General features: G+C 72.7%; 1 protein-coding gene (cut by a window edge). It reads left to right on the plus strand.

The annotated features are described in order from the left end of the window. A protein-coding gene (locus OG254_RS44470) for a type I polyketide synthase (protein WP_405593431.1) crosses the window boundary here: on the plus strand, window positions 1–20,839 show its 5' portion. 17,645 nt of this gene lie beyond the right edge of the window; 20,839 of the gene's 38,484 nt are visible here — the first part of the coding sequence; it begins with the start codon at window positions 1–3; its stop codon lies off the right edge, out of view.

The following is a 20,839-nucleotide window of genomic DNA, read 5'->3' on the forward strand; positions in this document are numbered from 1 at the left end:
ATGGACAACGAACACAAGCTCAGGGACTACCTGAAGCGGGCCACCACCGACCTGCGGCACAGTCGGCAGCGCGTCCAGGAACTCGAGGCCGCCGCCCACGAGCCCATCGCCATCATCGGGATGGCCTGCCGCTACCCGGGCGGGGTGAGCGACCCCGACGGCCTCTGGGACCTGCTCGTCGACGGCAGACACGGCATCGGGCCCTTCCCCGACGACCGCGGCTGGGACCTCGACGCGGTCTCAGCCGCCGCCTCCGGGGGCGGCTTCCTGCATGACGCCACCGACTTCGACGCCGAGTTCTTCGGGATCTCCGCGCGCGAAGCGGTCGCCATGGACCCCCAGCAGCGGATCGTGCTCGAATCCACGTGGGAGGCCATCGAGTCCGCGCAGCTCGACCCCACCGCCCTGCGTGGCAGCGAGACCGCCGTGTTCATGGGCGCCATGGCCCAGGAGTACCGCGCCGGAGCGGAGGACGGCGCCCGCGGTCTGCACCTGACCGGCAACGCCGGCAGCGTCCTGTCCGGCCGTATCGCCTACACCCTCGGCCTGACCGGCCCGGCCCTCACCGTCGACACCGCCTGCTCCTCCTCCCTCGTCGCCCTCCACCTCGCCGCGCACGCGCTGCGCACCGGCGAGTGCACCCTCGCCCTCGCGGGCGGCGTCACCGTCATGTCCACCCCCTCCACCCACCTGGAGTTCGGCCGCCAAGGTGGACTCTCCGCCGACGGACTGTGCCGCTCCTTCGCCGACTCCGCCGACGGCACCGGCTGGTCCGAGGGCGTCGGCGTGCTGCTGCTGGAGCGTCTGTCCGACGCCCGCCGCAGCGGCCACCGCGTCCTCGCCGTCGTCCGCGGCTCCGCCGTCAACCAGGACGGCGCCAGCAACGGCCTCACCGCACCCAACGGCCCCTCCCAGCAACGCGTCATCGAGCAGGCCCTGATCAACGCCCGCCTGTCCGCCGACCAGATCGACGCCGTCGAGGCCCACGGCACCGCCACCACCCTCGGCGACCCCGTCGAGGCCCAGGCCCTCCTCGCCACCTACGGCCGCGCCCGCACCGCCGAACACCCGCTGCTGCTCGGCTCGGTGAAGTCCAACCTCAGCCACACTCAGGCCGCGGCGGGCGTGGCCGGCGTCATCAAGATGGTGCAGGCCATCCGGCACGGCATCGTGCCCCGCACCCTGCACGTCGACGAGCCCAACACCCACGTCGACTGGTCGGACGGCACCGTACGCCTCGTCACCGGCAACACCCCCTGGCCCGACACAGGACAGCCCCGCCGCGCCGCGGTCTCCTCCTTCGGCATCAGCGGCACCAACGCCCACGCCGTCATCGAACAGGCCCCCGCCGACGACGCCCCCGACCCGGCACCCGTACCTCCCACCCCCGTACCGCTCGTGCTGTCCGGCCGCACCCCGCAGGCCCTCGCCGCCCAGGCCGCCCGCCTGCGCACCGCACTGGACCGCTCCGGCGATGCACCGCGCCTCGACGTCCTCGCCCGCGCCCTCGCCACCACCCGCACCGCCTTCGAGCACCGCGCCGCACTCGTCGCCGCCGACCCCGCAGTCGTCGAGGCCGCCCTGACCGCCCTGGCCGACGGCACCCCCGCGCCCGGTCTGCTCCGGCACACCGCGACCGACGCCCCCACCGCGTTCCTCTTCTCCGGCCAGGGCGCCCAACGCCTCGGCGCGGGCCGCGAGTTGTACGACCACCACCCGGTGTTCCGCACCGCCCTCGACGAGACGCTCGCCCTGCTGCCGCTCGGAGTGCGGGACGCCATGTGGGGCACCGACGCATCCGCGCTGAACCACACCGGCATCGCCCAGCCCGCCCTCTTCGCCCTTGAGATGGCGCTCTTCCGCCTCCTCGAATCCTGGGGCGTACGGCCCGACTTCGTCGCCGGACACTCCATCGGCGAGATCGCCGCCGCGCACGCCGCCGGAGTGCTGTCCCTCGCCGACGCCTGCACCCTCGTCACCGCCCGCGCCTCGCTGATGGCCGGCCTCCCCGAGGGCGGCGCCATGACCGCCGTACGCGCATCCGAGGAGCAGGTGCGCCCGTACCTCACCGCCGACGTCGCCGTGGCCGCCGTCAACGGCCCCGCCTCTGTGGTGCTCTCCGGCCCGGCCGACGCCGTAGCCGATATCACCGAACGCCTCACCGCCGACGGCCACCGCACCACACCGCTGCGGGTCTCGCACGCCTTCCACTCGCCGTTGATGGAGCCGATGCTCGACGAGTTCCGCGCGGCGATCTCGACTTTGCGCTTCCATGCGCCGCGCATCCCGCTCGTCTCCAACCTCACCGGCACCCTCGTCGCCCCGGACACGGCCGACTACTGGGTCCGCCACGTCCGCGAGACCGTTCGCTTCGCCGACGGCATCCGCACCCTCACCGAGCAGGGCGTACGCACCTTCCTCGAACTCGGACCCGACGCCGTTCTCACGGGCCCGGTCGCCGAGTCGGCACCCGACGACAGCGTCGCGCTCGCCACCCTGCGCAAGGACACCCCCGAGGCCACCGCCCTCCCCACGGCCCTCGCCGCCCTGTACACCACCGGCGCCCACGTCGACTGGCAGCACTACTTCGCCGACACTCCCGCCCACCCCGTCGACCTCCCCACCTACGCCTTCCAGCGCAGCCGGCACTGGCCCGCCGCGGGCGTCGGCGGCGCCGGGGACGTCCGCGCCATCGGTCTCGCCCCCGCCGAACACGGCCTCCTCGGGGCTGCCGTGTCCCTGGCCGACTCCGACGGCGCCCTGCTCTCCGGCCGCCTGTCCTTCGCCACCCACCGCTGGCTGGCCGACCACCGCATCGACGGCCGCGTCCTGCTCCCCGGCGCCGCCTTCGTCGAACTCGCCCTGCGCGCCGGCGACGAGTTCGGCTGCGACCGCGTGGCCGAACTCGCCCTCCCGGCCCCGCTCGAACTGCCCGAGCAAGGCGCCGTCCAGATCCAGACCTTCGTCGGCGGCCCCGACGCCTCCGGCCACCGCCCCGTCACCATCTACGCTCGCCCCGACGGCCCCGACGACCACCCCTGGACCGCCCACGCCACCGGCCGCCTCAGCCCCGGCACGGAAACCGACACACCCGCGGCCCTGGACACCACCCAATGGCCCCCGGCCGGCGCCGAACCCGTCCCCCTCGACGGGGCCTACGACGCCCTCGCCGACCACGGCTTCTCCTACGGCGCCGCCTTCCGCGGCCTGCGCTCCCTGTGGCGCCGCGGTGGTGACCTCTACGTCGAGGCCGAACTCCCCGCCGGCAACCGCACCGCCGGCTTCGCCCTCCACCCCGTCCTGCTGGACACCCTCCTGCACGCCCTCGCCCACGCCGGCGACGGCCGCCTCGGCGTGCCGTTCGCCTGGGAAGGCGTCGGCCTGCACGCCACCGGCGCCACCAAGGTGCGCGCCCGCATCGCCGCGCAGGGCGAGGACACCGTCGAGATCGACGTCGTGGACACCATGGGGGCACCCGTCCTGACCGTGGACGCCCTCACCACGCGCCCGCTCGACGCCGCTCGCCCTGGCGCCGGGACGGCCGCGGATGCCCTGTACCGAGTCGACTGGATACCGACCGAACACGCAGCCGCGCCGGCCTCCTACCAGGGGCCTCTAGCCCTGCTCGCCGACCCTGCCGACCCTGCCGACGCCTTGATCGCCGAGGAGTTCGGCGACGCTCTCGGTGGCGCCCGCGTACCCGTCCACGCCGACCTCACCGAACTCGCGGACGCGGCACCCCTGCCCGACGTGATCCTCGCCCCCCTCATGGCCGACCCTGCCGGGGGCGACCCCGTCACCGAACTCCACACCCTCACCACCCGCGCCCTCGACCTGGTCCGCCAGTGGCAGCACGACGAGCGCCTGCGCGCCACCCGCCTGGTCATCGCCCTACGCGACGACCGCCCCGCGACGGCCGCCGTCCGCGGCCTGCTGCGCGCCGCCGAGTCCGAACACCCCGGCGGCATCGGCCTGTTGATTCTCGGCACCCACCCAGTGGACGGGACACTGCTGCGCCAGGCCCTCGCCACAGGCGAACGGGAGACCGCACTCACGGACGGCCGCGTCACCGTTCCCCGTCTCGCGCGTGCCGGTCGGTCGTCGGGTGAGGTGGGGGTGGAGTGGGCCGGTCCGGGCGCTGTGGTGGTGACCGGTGGTACGGGTGGACTGGGTGCGGTGGTGGCTCGGCATCTGGTGCGGGTGCACGGGGTGCGGGAGCTGGTGCTGTTGTCGCGGCGAGGGGTGGACGCGCCGGGTGCGCGTGAACTCGTCGCTGAGTTGGGGGAGTTGGGCGCGCAGGTCGATGCTGTCGCGTGTGATGTGGCGGATCGTGACGCGCTGGCGGGCGTGCTCGCGGGTCGCTCGGTACGGGGTGTGGTGCATGCCGCCGGTGTTCTCGATGACGGTCTCGTCGGGACTCTGGCTCCGGCCCGCCTGGAGTCCGTACTGCGCCCGAAAGCCGACGCCGCCTGGCACCTGCACGAACTCCTCCCCGATGTCCAGGCCTTCGTCCTCATCTCGTCCGCCGCCGGCACCTTCGGCCCCGTCGGCCAGACCGCCTACGCCGCCGCCAACGCCTACCTCGACGCACTCGCCGCCCACCGCCGTGCCCAGGGGCTGCACGCGGTCTCCCTGGCCTGGGGGCTGTGGCGGCTCGACGGCGCGGGCATGGCGGTCGGGCAGCCCACGGAAGCGCCGGACGAGACCTCGCTCATCCGCCCGGTGTCCGCCGACGAGGGACTGAACCTCTTCGACGCGGCCCTCGCAACCGGTGCCGAGGTAGTACTCCCTGTCCCGCTGGACCTGCGGGCGGCACGGGCCCGCACCGAGATCCCGGCACTCCTGCGCGGACTCGTACGCCCCCGCCGTCGCACCGCGAGCAGCGGCACCGGCACACCCGACCTGGTCCGCAGGCTCGCCCCGCTCGACGAGGTGGAGCGGCGCGAGGTGCTGGTCGATCTGGTGCGGGGACAGGTGGCGCTGGTCCTGGGGCACGAGGGTGCGCTGGGCGTCGATGCGTCGCGGTCGTTCCGCGATCTGGGCTTCGACTCGCTGCTGGCTGTCGAGCTGCGCAATGGGCTGCAGTCGGTGACGGGGTTGCGGCTGCCGGCGACGCTGGTGTTCGACTATCCGACCGTGAGCGTGCTCGCCGGGTTCCTGCTGGGCGAGGTGCTGGGGGCGCAGGGCGCGGCCCCAGTGGTGCCGTTGGGTGCGGTGGCTGATGACGATCCAGTGGTGGTCGTCGGGATGGCGTGCCGGTACCCGGGTGGTGTGTCGTCGCCGGAGGACCTGTGGCGGCTGGTGTCGGACGGCGGGGACGCGGTCGGCGAGTTCCCGTCCGACCGTGGCTGGGACCTGGAGCGGCTCTACCACCCCGACCCGGAGCACATCGGCACCTCGTCCACCCGCGCCGGTGGCTTCCTTCGGGATGCCAGTGGCTTTGATGCGGACTTCTTCGGGATGAGTCCCCGGGAGGCGTTGGCGACGGACGCGCAGCAGCGGTTGCTGCTGGAGTCCGCGTGGGAGGCGATAGAACGGGCCGGTATCGACCCGACGTCCCTGCGCGGCAGCCAGACCGGCGTATTCGCGGGCGTCATGTACAACGACTACGGACTCCTCCTCGACGGCCGCGAGTTCGAGGGCCTGCGTGGCAACGGGAGCGCGATGAGCATCGCCTCCGGCCGTGTTGCGTACACGTTCGGCTTCGAGGGGCCGACGGTGTCCATCGATACGGCGTGTTCGTCGTCGCTGGTGGCGGTGCACCTGGCTGCGCAGGCGTTGCGGGGTGGGGAGTGCTCGTTGGCGGTCGCCGGTGGTGTGACCGTGATGTCGACGCCGACGACGTTCGTGGAGTTCTCCCGGCAGGGCGGGCTCTCGCCCGACGGGCGCTGCAAGGCGTTCTCAGACGCCGCCGATGGAGTGGGCTGGGCCGAGGGTATCGGTGTGCTGCTGCTGGAGCGGCAGTCGGATGCGGTGCGCAACGGGCATCGGATTCTGGCGGTCGTCCGGGGAAGTGCCGTCAATCAGGACGGTGCGTCGAATGGCTTGACTGCGCCGAACGGGCCCTCGCAACAGCGGGTGATCCGGCAGGCGCTGGCGTCCGCCGGGCTGTCGGCCTCCGATGTGGATGCGGTGGAGGCGCACGGTACGGGTACGACGCTCGGTGACCCGATCGAGGCGCAGGCGCTGCTGGCGACGTATGGCCAGGACCGCGAACGGCCGCTGCTGCTGGGGTCGGTGAAGTCCAACCTCGGCCACACCCAGGCCGCCGCCGGTGTCGCCGGTGTCATCAAGTCGATCCTCGCGATGCGACACGGTGTCGTCCCGCGCACTCTGCATGTGGATGAGCCGTCGTCCCACGTGGACTGGTCTGCGGGTGCGGTGGAGCTGGTGCGTGAGCCCATGGCGTGGCCGGACACTGACCGGCCCCGGCGCGTCGGTGTGTCCTCCTTCGGGCTCAGCGGCACCAACGCCCACGTCATCCTGGAGGCAGGGCCGGATGCCGAACCGACGCCGGTGGCAGGCGAGTTCGGGGTACTGCCCTTGGTGGTGTCGGCTCGGTCGGAGCAGGCGCTGGACGCGCAGATCGAGCAACTGCGGGCGGCAGAGCCCTCGGTGGACGTCGCCTACACGTTGGCAGCGGGCCGGGCCCGGTTCGGGCATCGCGCGGTGTTGCTGGCGTCTGCGGAGGGCGTCACCGAGGCGGCCAGGGGAGTGGCGGTCGAGGGGCCGCTTGCGTTCGTGTTCTCCGGTCAAGGTGCCCAACGTCTGGGGATGGGGCGGGAGTTGTGCGCCCGCTTCCCGGTGTTCGCGCGGGCCCTGGACGAGGCGCTGGCCGGGCTCGACCCGGCCCTGCGTGACGTGATCTGGGGCGAGGACGAGGAGGCCCTCAACCGTACGGAGTTCACCCAGCCCGCGCTCTTCGCGATAGAGGTGGCTCTGTATCGACTGGTGACCTCGCTCGGGGTCACCCCGAAGTTCCTCGCGGGACACTCCGTCGGGGAGATCGCGGCCGCGCACGTCGCGGGGGTGCTGTCGCTGGCGGACGCGTGTGCGTTGGTGTCGGCGCGGGCTCGGTTGATGCAGGCGCTGCCCGAGGGCGGGCTGATGCTGGCGGTCGAGGCCGGCGAGAATGACGTCACGCCGCATCTCACCGACGAGGTGTCCGTCGCGGCGGTCAACGGACCCTCCTCCGTGGTGCTCTCGGGGACCGAGGAGGCCGTTCTCGCGGTGGCCGCCGCTCTGCCGGACCGGCGCACGACACGGCTGCGGGTCTCGCACGCCTTCCACTCGCCGCTGATGGACCCGATGCTGGCGGACTTTGAGGAGGCCCTGTCCGGCATCACCTTCCACGCGCCGCGCATCCCGCTCGTCTCCAACCTCACCGGCACCCTCGTCGCCCCGGACTCGGCCGACCACTGGGTCCGTCACGTCCGCGAGACAGTCCGTTTCGCTGACGGCATCCGCGCCCTCACCGAGCAGGGCGTCACCCGGTTCCTGGAGATCGGTCCGGACGGCGTGCTGTCCGCGCTGGTACGGCAGTCCGTCGTGGACGAGACGGTCGTCGTACCCGTGTTGCGCAAGGACCGGCCCGAGGAGGGCGCGGCGCTCGCGGCCCTCGCGCAACTCTTCACGCACGGTGTGCCGGTGGACTGGTCCGCGCTCTTCAGCGGGATGAGCGCACGACTCGTCGACGTCCCGACCTATCCCTTCCAGCGCCAGGACTACTGGCCGGTCGGCGGGTACGTCACCGGTTCCGGGGATGTGCGGGCCGCGGGTCTCGCGGCCGCCGACCATCCGCTGCTCAGGGCCGCGGTATCGCTCGCCGACTCCGACGACGTGGTGCTGTCCGGGCGGCTGTCGATGGCCACGCACCCGTGGCTGGCCGATCATGTCGTGCTCGGGCGGGTGGTCGTTCCGGGCACGGCCTTCGTCGAACTGGCGGTGCGGGCCGGCGACGAGGTCGGCTTCGGCACCCTCGACGAGCTCACCCTGTCCACCCCTCTCCTGGTCCCGGACACGAGCGCCGTGCAGATTCAGGTGCGGGTCGCGGAGACCGACGAAGCCGGTCGCCGCTCGGTGACGGTGCACGCGCGTCCCGACCACGCGGTCGCAGACGCTCCCTGGACGCAGCACGCCGTAGGTGTCCTCTCCGACGAACCGACGCGGTCCGAGTGGTCCGAGTGGTCCGAGTCGTCCGATGCCGCCCAGTGGCCGCCGGTCGGTGCGCAGCCCGTGGAGACGGGTGAGCTGTACGACGACCTGGCCGACGCCGGACTCATGTACGGCCCGCTCTTCCAGGGGGTGCGGGGTGTCTGGCGGCGCGGCGGCGAGGTGTTCGCCGAGGTCGCACTGCCGACCGGCACCGATGCCGGCGGGTTCGGCCTGCACCCGGCACTGCTCGACGCCGCCCTGCACGCCCTCGCCGCTGCCGGCGGAACCGGTGACCCCGCCCTGCCTTTCGCCTGGGAGGGCGTCTCGCTGCTGGCGTCCGGCGCGACCGAGGTGCGGGCCCGGCTGGTCCGGCGGGACGACCGGGATGCCGTCGCCGTCGATCTCGCCGACGCCGAGGGACGCCCGGTGGCGCATGTGGCCGCGCTGGTGGTTCGGCCGGTCACGAGCGAACAGCTCGGCGGGGCGAGTGCGGTAGCGGACGCGGCGCTGTACCGGGTCGACTGGACCGAAGTGCCGCAGACGGCGGCTGAGCTCTCCGCCGTGGCGCTGATCGGCGCCGACGAGGCGCTGGGTGGCTCGGTGCGGGACGCGGTGGCCGACGTCCGGAGTTACCCCGACCTGGACGAGCTGGCCGCCGACGCCGACCGGCCGGTTCCGGGGCTGGTCGTGGCCGCCGTAGGGGTGGGCGCCGACACGGCGGTGGACGTGGCCGGTCAGACCCACGCCGTCGTGGCGCGGGTGCTGGACCTGGTGCAGGCGTGGGTCGCCGAGGAACGGTTCCGCGGTGCGCGGCTGGTCGTGCTGACACAGTGCTCGGCGGTGGTCTCCGCCGCTGTACGCGGGCTCGTGCGGTCGGCTGCGGCCGAGTATCCGGGCCGGTTCGCGGCACTGGACGCCACGGACGCCGGACCGGATCAACTCGGCGCCGCCCTGCGTGCGTTGGCTGTCGACGAGGTCGATGTCGCCGTGCGCGGTGATGCCGTCGTCGCCCCTCGCCTGGTGCGTGCCGGTCGGTCGTCGGGTGAGGTGGGGGTGGAGTGGGCCGGTCCGGGTGCCGTGGTGGTGACCGGTGGTACGGGTGGTCTGGGTGCGGTGGTGGCTCGGCATCTGGTGCGGGAGCACGGGGTGCGGGAGTTGGTGTTGCTCTCGCGGCGGGGGGTGGACGCGCCGGGTGCGCGTGAACTCATCGCCGAGCTGGGGGAGTTGGGCGCACAGGTCGATGCTGTCGCGTGTGATGTGGCGGATCGTGACGCGCTGGCGGGTGTGCTGGCGGGGCGGTCGGTACGGGGTGTGGTGCATGCCGCGGGAGTCCTGGACGACGGACTCGTCGGAACTCTGACTCCGGCCCGCCTGGAGTCCGTTCTGCGCCCGAAGGCCGACGCCGCCTGGCACCTGCACGAACTCCTCCCCGACGACACGCCGTTCATCGTCTTCTCCTCCGTCGCCGGTGTGCTCGGCAGCGTCGGCCAGGCGGCCTACGCGTCGGCCAACGCCTTCCTCGACGCCCTGGTGACCCTGCGCCGGGACATGGGGCTGCCGGCGGTGTCCCTCGTATGGGGCCCGTGGGAGCAGCACGCCGGAGGCATGACGGCCGACCCGCAGCGGATGGCCCGTACCGGCATTCCCGCGATCACGGTCGACCAGGGCCTGGCACTGTTCGACGCGGCGCTGCGGACGGGCGAGCGGGTCGTCCTGCCCGTGCCGCTCGACCTGCGCGCCGTGCGCGGCCTTGGTGAAGTTCCGCCCGTCTTCCGTGAGTTGGTGCGTTCGCGTCGTCGAGTGGTCGCGGCAGGCGGACTGCTGCAGCGGCTCACCGGTCTGGACGAGGTGGAGCGCCGTGAGGTGCTGCTGGACCTCGTGCGGGGGCAGGTGGCGCTGGTGCTGGGCCATGAGAGCGCCTCGGGTGTCGACGACTCGCGGTCCTTCCGCGATCTGGGCTTCGATTCGCTGCTGGCTGTTGAGCTGCGCAATGGGTTGCAGTCGGTCACCGGGCTGCGTCTGCCCGCGACGCTGGTGTTCGACTATCCGACCGTGAGCGTGCTCGCCGGGTTCCTGCTGGACGAGGTGCTCGGATCGCGCGCCGCGGCTCCGGTCGCTCCGGTGGCGGCGGTCGCCGACGACCCCGTGGTGATCGTGGGCATGGCCTGCCGGTACCCGGGTGGTGTGTCGTCGCCGGAGGATCTGTGGCGGCTGGTGAGCGACGGCGTGGACGCGACCTCCGGCTTCCCGGAGGACCGTGGCTGGGACCTGGAGCGGCTCTACCACCCGGACCCGGAGCACACCGGTACGTCGTCCGCTCGTGCCGGCGGGTTCCTTGCCGAAGTCGGCGGGTTCGACCCCGAGTTCTTCGGGATGAGTCCACGCGAGGCCATGGCGACGGACGCACAGCAGCGGTTGCTGCTGGAGTCCGCGTGGGAGGCGATAGAACGGGCCGGTATCGACCCGACGTCCCTGCACGGCAGCCAGACCGGCGTCTTCGCCGGCCTCATGTACAACGACTACGGCGTCCTGCTCTCCGGCGATGAGTTCGAGGGCTTCCGAGGAAGCGGCAGCTCCCCGAGCATCGCGTCCGGCCGTGTCGCCTATGCGTTGGGCCTCGAAGGCCCGACGGTGACGATCGACACCGCTTGCTCGTCGTCCCTCGTGGCCCTGCATCTGGCTGCGCAGGCATTGCGCGGCGGTGAGTGTTCGTTGGCGTTGGCCGGTGGTGTGACGGTGATGTCGACGCCGACGACGTTTGTGGAGTTCTCCCGGCAGGGTGGGCTGGCGCCGGACGGGCGGTGCAAGGCGTTCGCGGACGCCGCCGATGGAGTGGGCTGGGCCGAGGGTGTCGGTGTGCTGCTGCTGGAGCGGCAGTCGGATGCGGTGCGCAACGGGCATCGGATTCTGGCGGTCGTGCGCGGCAGTGCCGTGAACCAGGACGGTGCCTCGAATGGCCTGACGGCTCCCAACGGTCCCTCGCAGCAGCGGGTGATCCGGCAGGCGCTCGCGTCGGCGGGGCTGTCGGCCCTTGATGTGGATGTGGTCGAGGCGCACGGCACCGGTACGACTCTCGGTGATCCGATCGAGGCGCAGGCCCTGTTGGCGACGTATGGCCAGGATCGTGAACGGCCGCTGCTGCTGGGGTCGGTGAAGTCCAACCTCGGCCACACCCAGGCTGCCGCAGGCGTGGCTGGTGTGATCAAGAGCGTGCTGGCGATGCGCAACGGCACCGTCCCGCGCACCCTGCACGTCGATGAGCCGTCATCCCATGTCGACTGGACTGCGGGTGCCGTGGAGCTGGTGCGTGAGCCGGTGCCATGGCCGGACAGTGACCGTCCGCGCCGAGCCGCCGTCTCTTCCTTCGGCCTGAGCGGCACCAACGCCCACGTGATTCTCGAACTGCCCGTGGACGCGTCGGCGCCCAGCACCGTCCATCGTCCGCCCGTGGTGCCGTTGGTGGTGTCGGCGCGGTCGGAGCTGGCGCTGGACGCGCAGATCGAGCAGCTGAACGCGGGCGAGTCGTCGATGGACGTGGCGTACACGCTGGCCGCCGGGCGTACGCGCTTCCGGCACCGGGCGGTGCTGTTGGCGTCGGCGGAGGGTGTCACCGAGGCCGGCAGGGGAGTGGCGGTCGAGGAGCCGCTGGCGTTCGTGTTCTCGGGCCAGGGTGCTCAACGTCTCGGCATGGGACGGGAGTTGTACGCCCGCTTCCCGGTGTTCACTCAAGCCCTGGACGAGGTCCTGGCCGGGCTCGACCCTGCCTTGCGTGACGTGATCTGGGGCGAGGACGAGGAGGCCCTCAACCGTACGGAGTTCACCCAGCCCGCACTCTTCGCGATCGAGGTCGCCCTCTTCCGCCTCGCCGAGTTCCTTGGCGTACGGCCGGACTTCGTGGCCGGCCATTCCGTCGGGGAGATCGTGGCCGCGCATGTCGCGGGCGTGTTGTCGCTGGCGGATGCGTGTGAGTTGGTGTCGGCGCGGGCTCGGCTGATGCAGGCGCTGCCCGAGGGCGGGCTGATGCTGGCGGTCGAGGCCACCGAGGATGACATCACGCCTCACCTCACCGACGAGGTGTCCGTCGCGGCGGTCAATGGCCCGTCTTCGATCGTGCTGTCCGGTGTGGAGGAGGCTGTTCTCGCGGTCGCTGCCGCGTTGCCCGAGGGCCGCCGCACGACCCGCCTTCGGGTCTCGCATGCCTTCCACTCGCCGTTGATGGAGCCGATGCTCGACGAGTTCCGCGCGGCGATCTCGGCTCTGTGTTTCCACGCGCCGCGTATCCCGCTCGTGTCCAACCTCACCGGCGCCTTGGCCGCTCCGGACTCGGCCGATTACTGGGTCCGCCATGTCCGTGAGACCGTCCGTTTCGACGACGGCATCCGCGCCCTCACCGAGCAGGGCGTCACCCGGTTCCTGGAGATCGGCCCCGACGGCATTCTCACCGCCCTGATCGAGGAAGCAGCGTCCGAAGACGTCGTCGTAGCCCCCCTCCTGCGCAAGAACCGCCCCGAAGAGGCGGCTGCCCTCACGGCCCTCGCCCGCCTCTTCACCCACGGCGTGAGTGTCGACTGGCCCTCACTCTTCACCGGCGCCCGCCTCACCGACGCCCCCACCTACCCCTTCCAACGCCAGAACTACTGGCCCGCCGTCACCGCATCGCTTCAGGACGCCGTGGCCCTGGGTCTGGAACCCGTCGGGCACCCCCTGCTCGGGGCGGTCGTGCCGTTGGTGGAGTCCGACGGGGTGGTTCTCGCCGGACGTCTGTCGGCGGGTACGCAGACCTGGCTCGCCGACCACGAAGTGCACGGCAACGTCCTGCTGCCGGCCACCGCCTTCCTCGACCTGGTGCTGTGCGCGGGTGACGAGGTCGGATGCGGCCGGGTCGAGGAACTGTCCCTCGGCGTGCCCCTGATCCTCGGCCCGCGTGCCGCCGTACGGATTCAGATCGCCGTGGGTGCACCGGACGAGGACGGCCGTCGCTCCGTCGGCGTGCACTCCCGCCCCGACACGGCCGACGAGGACCTGCCCTGGACCCAGCACGCCTCCGGCACGCTTGCCGCGCAGGAGGACGCCCCGCACACGCTCGACGTGTCGGCGTGGCCGCCCGCCGCATCGCGCCCCGTGGAACTCGACGGCTTCTACGAGACGCGGGCGGAGGACGGGTTCGCGTACGGGCCGGTGTTCCAGGGCCTGCGCGCCGTATGGCGCCGAGGCGATGAGGTGTTCGTCGAGGCCGAGTTGCCCGAGCACGTTCCGACCGGCGGATTCGGGTTGCACCCGGCTCTCCTGGACGCCGTGCTCCACGCCGCCGCCTTCGCCGGAGGCGAGGCCGAGGAGGCCGGCAGCCTGCTCCCGTTCGCCTGGGAGGGCGTGTCCCTGCACGCGACCGGCGCCTCCGCCGTGCGGGCCAAACTCATGCGCACCGGAACCGGCAGCATCGCCGTGACCGTGGCCGACGAGGACGGCAACCCCGTCGCGTCGGTGAGCCGGCTGGCCGTCCGCCCGGCCGACGACCGTCTCTCGGCGGGCCGGGCGAGCAGCGACCTGTACCGGATCGCATGGACGCAGGTCTCCGCGACCGAGCCCTACGACGGCCCTCTCGCCGTCCTGGGCGGCGAGGAAGCCGCACGGCTCGCCGCCGAGACATCGGGCGCCACCGCATACGCCGATCTCGCCTCCCTCGCCGATTCGTTCCCCGGTGCCGTCGTCGCCCTCGTCCCGGCCGAGTCCGAGTCCGAGTCCGAGACCACGGTTGCCGACGTCGTCACCGCCCTGCACGACACAACGGCCCATGTCCTGCGGCTCGTTCAGGAGTGGCTCGACCAGGAGAGGCACCCCGACGCCCGCCTCGTCGTGACCACCACAGGCATGACCGAACCGGTCCTCGGTGCCGTACGCGGTCTGCTGCGCACGGTGCAGAACGAGCACCCCGGGCGTGTCGGCCTGTTGTCCTTGCCGGCCGGAGATGCCGGAGGCGAGGCCGACGCCGACGCCGACCTGCTGCGCCGCGCCCTGGCCCTCGACGAGCCCGAAACAGCCGTACGCGAAGGCCGGTTGGCGGCCCCCAGGGTCGTACGCGCCACCGCGCCCGCCGACTCGACCGGCCCATGGACGGACAGCGGCCCGGTCCTGGTGACCGGCGGTACCGGAGGTCTCGGCGCGGTCCTGGCCCGGCACCTCGTGCGCGCGCACGGCGTGCGCGAGCTGGTGCTGCTGTCGCGGCGGGGCGCGGACGCGCCGGGCGCTTCCGAACTCACCGCCGAATTGGAGGAGTTGGGGGCGGACCGGGTCGACGCCTTGGCCTGCGACGTCTCGGACCGTGACGCGCTGGCCGACGCCCTGGCCGGGCGGCGTATCTCGGCCGTCGTCCACGCCGCGGGCGTACTCGACGACGGGCTCGTCGGCGGGCTGACCCCCGAGCGACTGCACTCCGTCCTGCGTCCCAAGGCCGACGCGGCCTGGCACCTGCACGAACTCCTGCCGGACGTCCGGGCCTTCGTCCTCGTCTCCTCCGCCGCCGGCACCTTCGGCGGCACCGGACAGGCCAACTACGCCGCCGCCAACGCCTTCCTCGACGACCTCGCCGAGCACCGACGCACCCTCGGCCTGCCCGCCACGTCCCTCGTGTGGGGACCGTGGGACCTCGACGGCACCGGCATGACGGGCGACCTCGCCCCCGCCGAACGCGAACGCCTCGCCCGCACCGGCTTCCCCGCGGTGACCCCCGAGCAGGGGCTCGCGCTCTTCGATGCCGCCCTGGCCCATGACGCGGCGGTCGTCCTCCCCATCCCGCTAGACCTGCGCACGATCCGCGACCGCGGTGACGTACCCGCCATGCTGCGCGGGCTGGTGCGGTCGCGCCGTCGGGTGGTCGCGGCGGGCGGTCTGCTGCAGCGGCTCACCGGTCTGGACGAGGTGGAGCGGCGTGAGGTGCTGCTGGACCTCGTGCGGGGGCAGGTGGCGCTGGTCCTGGGCCACGAGAGCCCGGCCGGTCTCGACGACTCGCGGTCCTTCCGCGACCTGGGCTTCGACTCGCTGCTGGCCGTCGAACTGCGCAATGGTCTGCAGTCGGTGACGGGGTTGCGCCTGCCGGCGACGCTGGTGTTCGACTATCCGACGGTGAGCGTGCTCGCCGGTTTCCTGCTGGACGAGGTGCTCGGGTCGCGTGCGGCGACTCCGGTGGCGTCGGCGGTGGCGGCTGTGGCCGATGACCCGGTGGTGGTCGTGGGCATGGCCTGCCGGTTCCCGGGCGACGTGTCGTCTCCGGAGGATCTGTGGCGGCTGGTGGCCCGGGGCGGGGACGCGGTCTCCGGCTTCCCGGAGGACCGTGGCTGGGACCTGGAGCGGCTCTACCACCCGGACCCGGAGCACAGCGGAACCTCCTCCGCCCGTGAGGGCGGCTTCCTGAACGGCGTCGGCGGTTTCGATCCCGAGTTCTTCGGGATGAGTCCGCGGGAGGCGTTGGCGACGGACGCGCAGCAGCGGTTGCTGTTGGAGTCGGTGTGGGAGGCGGTAGAACGGGCCGGTATCGACCCGACGTCGCTTCGCGGCAGCCAGACCGGCGTCTTCGCGGGCGTCATGTACAGCGACTACGCCCACTTGCTCGCGGGCCCGGAATTCGAGGGCTTCCGCGGCAACGCCAGTTCCCCGAGCGTCGTTTCCGGGCGCGTCGCGTACACCCTCGGCCTGGAGGGCCCGTCCGTCTCGATCGACACGGCGTGTTCGTCGTCGCTGGTGGCGGTGCACTTGGCTGCGCAGGCGCTGCGTGGTGGTGAGTGTTCGTTGGCGGTCGCCGGTGGTGTGACGGTGATGTCGACGCCGACGACGTTCGTGGAGTTCTCCCGGCAGGGCGGGCTGGCGCCGGACGGGCGCTGCAAGGCGTTCTCCGAATCCGCTGACGGTGTCGGCTGGGCCGAGGGCGTCGGCGTACTGCTGCTGGAGCGGCAGTCGGATGCCGTGCGCAACGGTCACCGCATTCTCGCCGTGGTGCGGGGCAGCGCGGTGAACCAGGACGGTGCGTCGAACGGGCTGACCGCGCCGAACGGGCCCTCGCAGCAGCGCGTGATCCGGCAGGCGCTCGCGTCGGCGGCGCTGAACGCCGGCGACGTCGATGTGGTGGAGGCCCACGGCACCGGTACGACCCTCGGCGACCCGATCGAGGCGCAGGCGCTCCTGGCGACCTACGGTCAGGACCGCGAACGGCCCCTGCTGCTCGGCTCGGTGAAGTCCAACCTAGGCCACACCCAGGCGGCCGCCGGCGCCGCCGGTCTGATCAAGTCGATCCTCTCGATGCAGCACGGGACAGTCGCGCCGACCCTGCACGTGGATGCGCCGTCGTCCCATGTGGACTGGTCGGCGGGTGCGGTGGAGCTGGTCCGGGAGCCGGTTCCGTGGCCGGACAGCGACCGCCCGCGCCGCGTCGGTGTGTCCTCCTTCGGGCTCAGCGGCACCAACGCCCACGTCATCCTGGAGCAGTGGCGGGACGCCGAGCCGGCGACTGACGTGCCGGCTCCGCCCGTACTGCCGTTGGTGGTGTCGGGGCGGTCGGAGCAGGCGCTGGACGCGCAGACCCAGCAACTGCGGACGGCAGAGCCGTCGGTGGACCTCGCTTACACGCTGGCGGGCGGTCGTGCACGGTTCGCGCACCGGGCGGTGCTGCTGGCGTCTGCGGAGGGCGTCACCGAGGCGGCCAGGGGAGTGTCGGCCGAGGGGCCGCTGGCGTTCGTGTTCTCCGGTCAGGGTGCTCAACGTCTCGGCATGGGGCGGGAGTTGTACGCCCGCTTCCCGGTGTTCGCCCAAGCCCTGGACGAGGTCCTGGCCGGGCTTGACCCTGCCTTGCGTGACGTGATCTGGGGCGAGGACGAGGATGCCCTCAACCGCACGGAGTTCACCCAGCCCGCACTCTTCGCGATCGAGGTGGCTCTGTATCGACTGGTGACCTCGCTCGGGGTCACCCCGAAGTTCCTCGCGGGTCACTCCGTCGGGGAGATCGCGGCAGCACATGTCGCAGGCGTGCTGTCGCTGGCGGATGCGTGTGCGTTGGTGTCGGCGCGGGCGCGTCTGATGCAAGCGCTGCCGGAGGGCGGGCTGATGCTGGCGGTCGAGGCCACGGAAGCCGAGGTCGTCCCGCATCTCACCGACGAGGTGTCTGTCGCGGCGGTCAATGGCCCGTCTTCGATCGTGCTGTCCGGTGTGGAGGAGGCTGTTCTCGCGGTCGCTGCCGCGTTGCCCGAGGGCCGCCGCACGACCCGTCTGCGGGTCTCGCATGCCTTCCACTCGCCGTTGATGGAGCCGATGCTCGACGAGTTCCGCGCGGCGATCTCGGCTCTGTGTTTCCACGCGCCGCGTATCCCGCTCGTGTCCAACCTCACCGGCACCCTCGTCGCCCCGGACTCGGCCGACTACTGGGTCCGCCACGTCCGCGAGACCGTCCGTTTCGCCGACGGCATCCGCGCCCTCACCGAGCAGGGCGTCACCCGGTTCCTGGAGATCGGCCCCGACGGCATTCTCACCGCCCTGATCGAGGAAGCAGCGTCCGAAGACGCCGTCGTCGTAGCCCCCCTCCTGCGCAAGAACCGCCCCGAAGAAGCCGCCGCCCTCACGGCCCTCGCCCGCCTCTTCACCCACGGCGTGAGCGTCGACTGGCCCTCACTCTTCACCGGCGCCCGCCTCACCGACGCCCCCACCTACCCCTTCCAACGCCAGAACTACTGGCCCGAGTCCGGAGCGGCCACCGCCCTGTCCGCCACCGTCGGCAGCCTCGCCGATCCCGCCGAGGCGGAGTTCTGGGCGGCCGTGGACGACGCCGACGTGGACGGTCTCGCGACTCAACTGCATGTCGACGTCGAGGCGTTGAGTGACGTGGTGCCCGCGCTGTCGGCCTGGCGTGGCCGTCGGCTGATGCGGTCGGCCATGGACGCGCTGCGGTTCCGGGAGACGTGGCAGGCGCTCGGGGACGCCGTCGCGGTGGGAGTACGTGACGGTGGGCCCTGGCTGGCCGTCGTACCGGAGGGGCATGGCGAGGGCGCCTGGGCGCGGTCCGTCGTGGCGGCGCTCGGGGAACAGACCGTGCTCCTCGAAGTCGGGGCCGACGACGAGCGGGACGACCTCGCGGGGCGGGTGCGGGAGATCGTGGCCGGTCTCGACGAGGGTGGCGCTGTCGCCGGCGTGGTGTCGCTGCTCGCCGCCGCCACCGACGTACGGGACTCCGGAGTCCCCGTGTCGGTGACCGGTACGGCCACGCTCATGCAGGCCCTGGAGGAGGCCGGCCTCGACGCCCGGGTGTGGGCGGTGACCTGCGGTGCCGTGACTGTGCCGGTCGCGGAGGACGCCGCACCTGGACTGCCCGAACCGGCGGCGGCCGCCGTGTGGGGGCTCGGCCGGGTCATCGCGCTGGAGCATCCCGAGCGTTGGGGCGGGCTCGTCGATCTGCCGGAGGAGCCCAGCGAGCAGTCGCTGGGCCGGTTCCTGAGCGTGCTCGCGCGCACCGACGGCGAGGACCAGGTCGCCGTACGGGAGTCGGGTACGTACGGGCGACGGCTCGTCGCCGCGTCGGCCCCTGAGCGGTCCGACGAGCACCCCACCTCCTGGCAGCCCTCCGGCACCGTCCTCGTGACCGGCGGCACCGGCGCCCTCGGCGCCCACGTCGCCCGCCGGCTCGCCGCGAGCGGGGCCGAGCGGCTGCTGCTCGTGAGCCGGCGTGGACCGGAGGCGCCCGGTGCGGCGGCGCTGGAGGAGGAGCTGACGGCGCTCGGTGTCGACGTCACCGTCGCCGCGTGCGACATCGCCGACAGGGCGGGGCTCGGCGAGCTGCTGGCCGCCATCCCGGACGAAGCGCCGCTCACCGCTGTCGTACACACGGCCGGTGTCCTGGACGACGGCGTGCTGCACAGCCTGACTCCGGAGCGGTTCGACGCGGTGTTCCGGGCCAAGGTGACCGCCGCCGAGGTCCTCGACGAGCTGACCCGGGACCGGGAACTGGACGCCTTCGTGCTGTTCTCGTCTCTCGCGGGTGCCGTCGGCAACCCGGGCCAGGCCAACTACGCCGCCGCGAACGCCGCGTTGGACGCGCTGGCCCGCCGACGAGTCGCGGCCGGGCTCCCGGCCACCTCCCTCGCCTGGGGCGCGTGGAGCGGGTCCGGTATGGCCGCCGAGGGACGGCTCGGGCGGCACGCCTCCGGACGTTCCCTGGAACCGGAGCTGGCACTGACGGCCATGGCCGAACTGGTCGCGGAGAGCGCGCCGGACACGGTCGTCGCCGATCTCTCCGACCCCGAGCTGCTGGAAGGCATGCTCGCGCTGCGGCACTCCGCGTCCCTCACCTCGCTGCCCGGCGCCCGGCAGATCGCGGCCGCCGCCCAGCAGGCGCGGCAGGAACGCGCCGGCGCCGCGGCCGAGTTGCGCACGCGGCTGCTGGCGGGCCGTGAGGGCGACCGGTTGCCGTATGTGCTCGACGTCGTCCGCACCCACGCGGCGGCCGTGCTCGGGCATCCCGGGCCGGACGCCGTCAAGCCCGAACGGGCCTTCCAGGAGCACGGCTTCGACTCGCTCATGGCCGTCGAACTGCGCAAGCGGCTCACCGCGGCCGTCGGCCTGCCGCTGCCGGCCACCATGGTCTTCGACCATCCGACGCCGCTCGCCCTGGCCCGGCACCTGCTCGGGGAGATACTCGCCGAGGGCGACGGAGTCGACGTCGTCGCCACCGCCGCCGACGTGTCCGACGAGCCGATCGCCATCATCGGCATGAGCTGCCGCTTCCCCGGCGGCGTCGACTCCCCGGAAGCCTTCTGGGAGCTGATCGCCTCCGGTACGGACGCCATCGGGGAGTTCCCCGCCGACCGCGGGTGGGACGCCTCCGGGCTGTACGACCCGGACGCCGACCGCAGCGGGACGACGTACTCGACGCAGGGCGGATTCCTCGACGGGGCGGGCGAGTTCGACCCCGCGTTCTTCGGGATCTCGCCGCGTGAGGCGCTGGTGATGGATCCGCAGCAGCGGCTGCTGCTGGAGACCGCGTGGGAGGCCGTCGAGCGCGCCGGGATCGACCCGGGCGCGCTGCGCGCCAGCCGCACGGGCGCGTTCATCGGCTCCAGCTACCAGGACTACGGGCGCGGCGCGGGGGAGGGCAGCGAGGGCCACATGGTCACCGGGTCAAGCCCGAGCGTGCTGTCGGGCCGGCTGTCGTACGTCCTCGGTCTCGAAGGGCCCGCCGTCACCGTCGACACCGCCTGCTCCTCCTCCCTCGTCGCCCTGCATCTGGCCTGCCAGTCGCTGCGGGGCGGCGAGAGCACGCTGGCGCTGGCCGGCGGTGCGACGGTCATGACGACGCCGGACTCGTTCGTGGCGTTCAGTAGGCAGCGGGCGCTCGCCGCCGACGGACGCTGCAAGGCATTCGGGGACGGTGCCGACGGTATGACCCTCGGCGAGGGCGTCGGGCTGCTGCTCGTGGAGCGGCTCTCCGACGCCGTGCGGGGCGGGCACCCGGTGCTCGCCGTGATCCGCGGCTCCGCCGTCAACCAGGACGGCGCCTCCAACGGCCTGACCGCGCCCAACGGGCCCTCCCAGCAGCGCGTCATCCGGCAGGCCCTCGCCAACGCGCATGTCACCCCGGACGACATCGACGCCGTGGAGGCGCACGGCACCGGCACCGCGCTCGGCGACCCGATCGAGGCGCAGGCGCTGGTCG

Origin of the sequence: Streptomyces sp. NBC_01092 (assembly GCF_045039535.1) — a bacterium.
Taxonomy (GTDB): Bacteria; Actinomycetota; Actinomycetes; order Streptomycetales; family Streptomycetaceae; genus Streptomyces.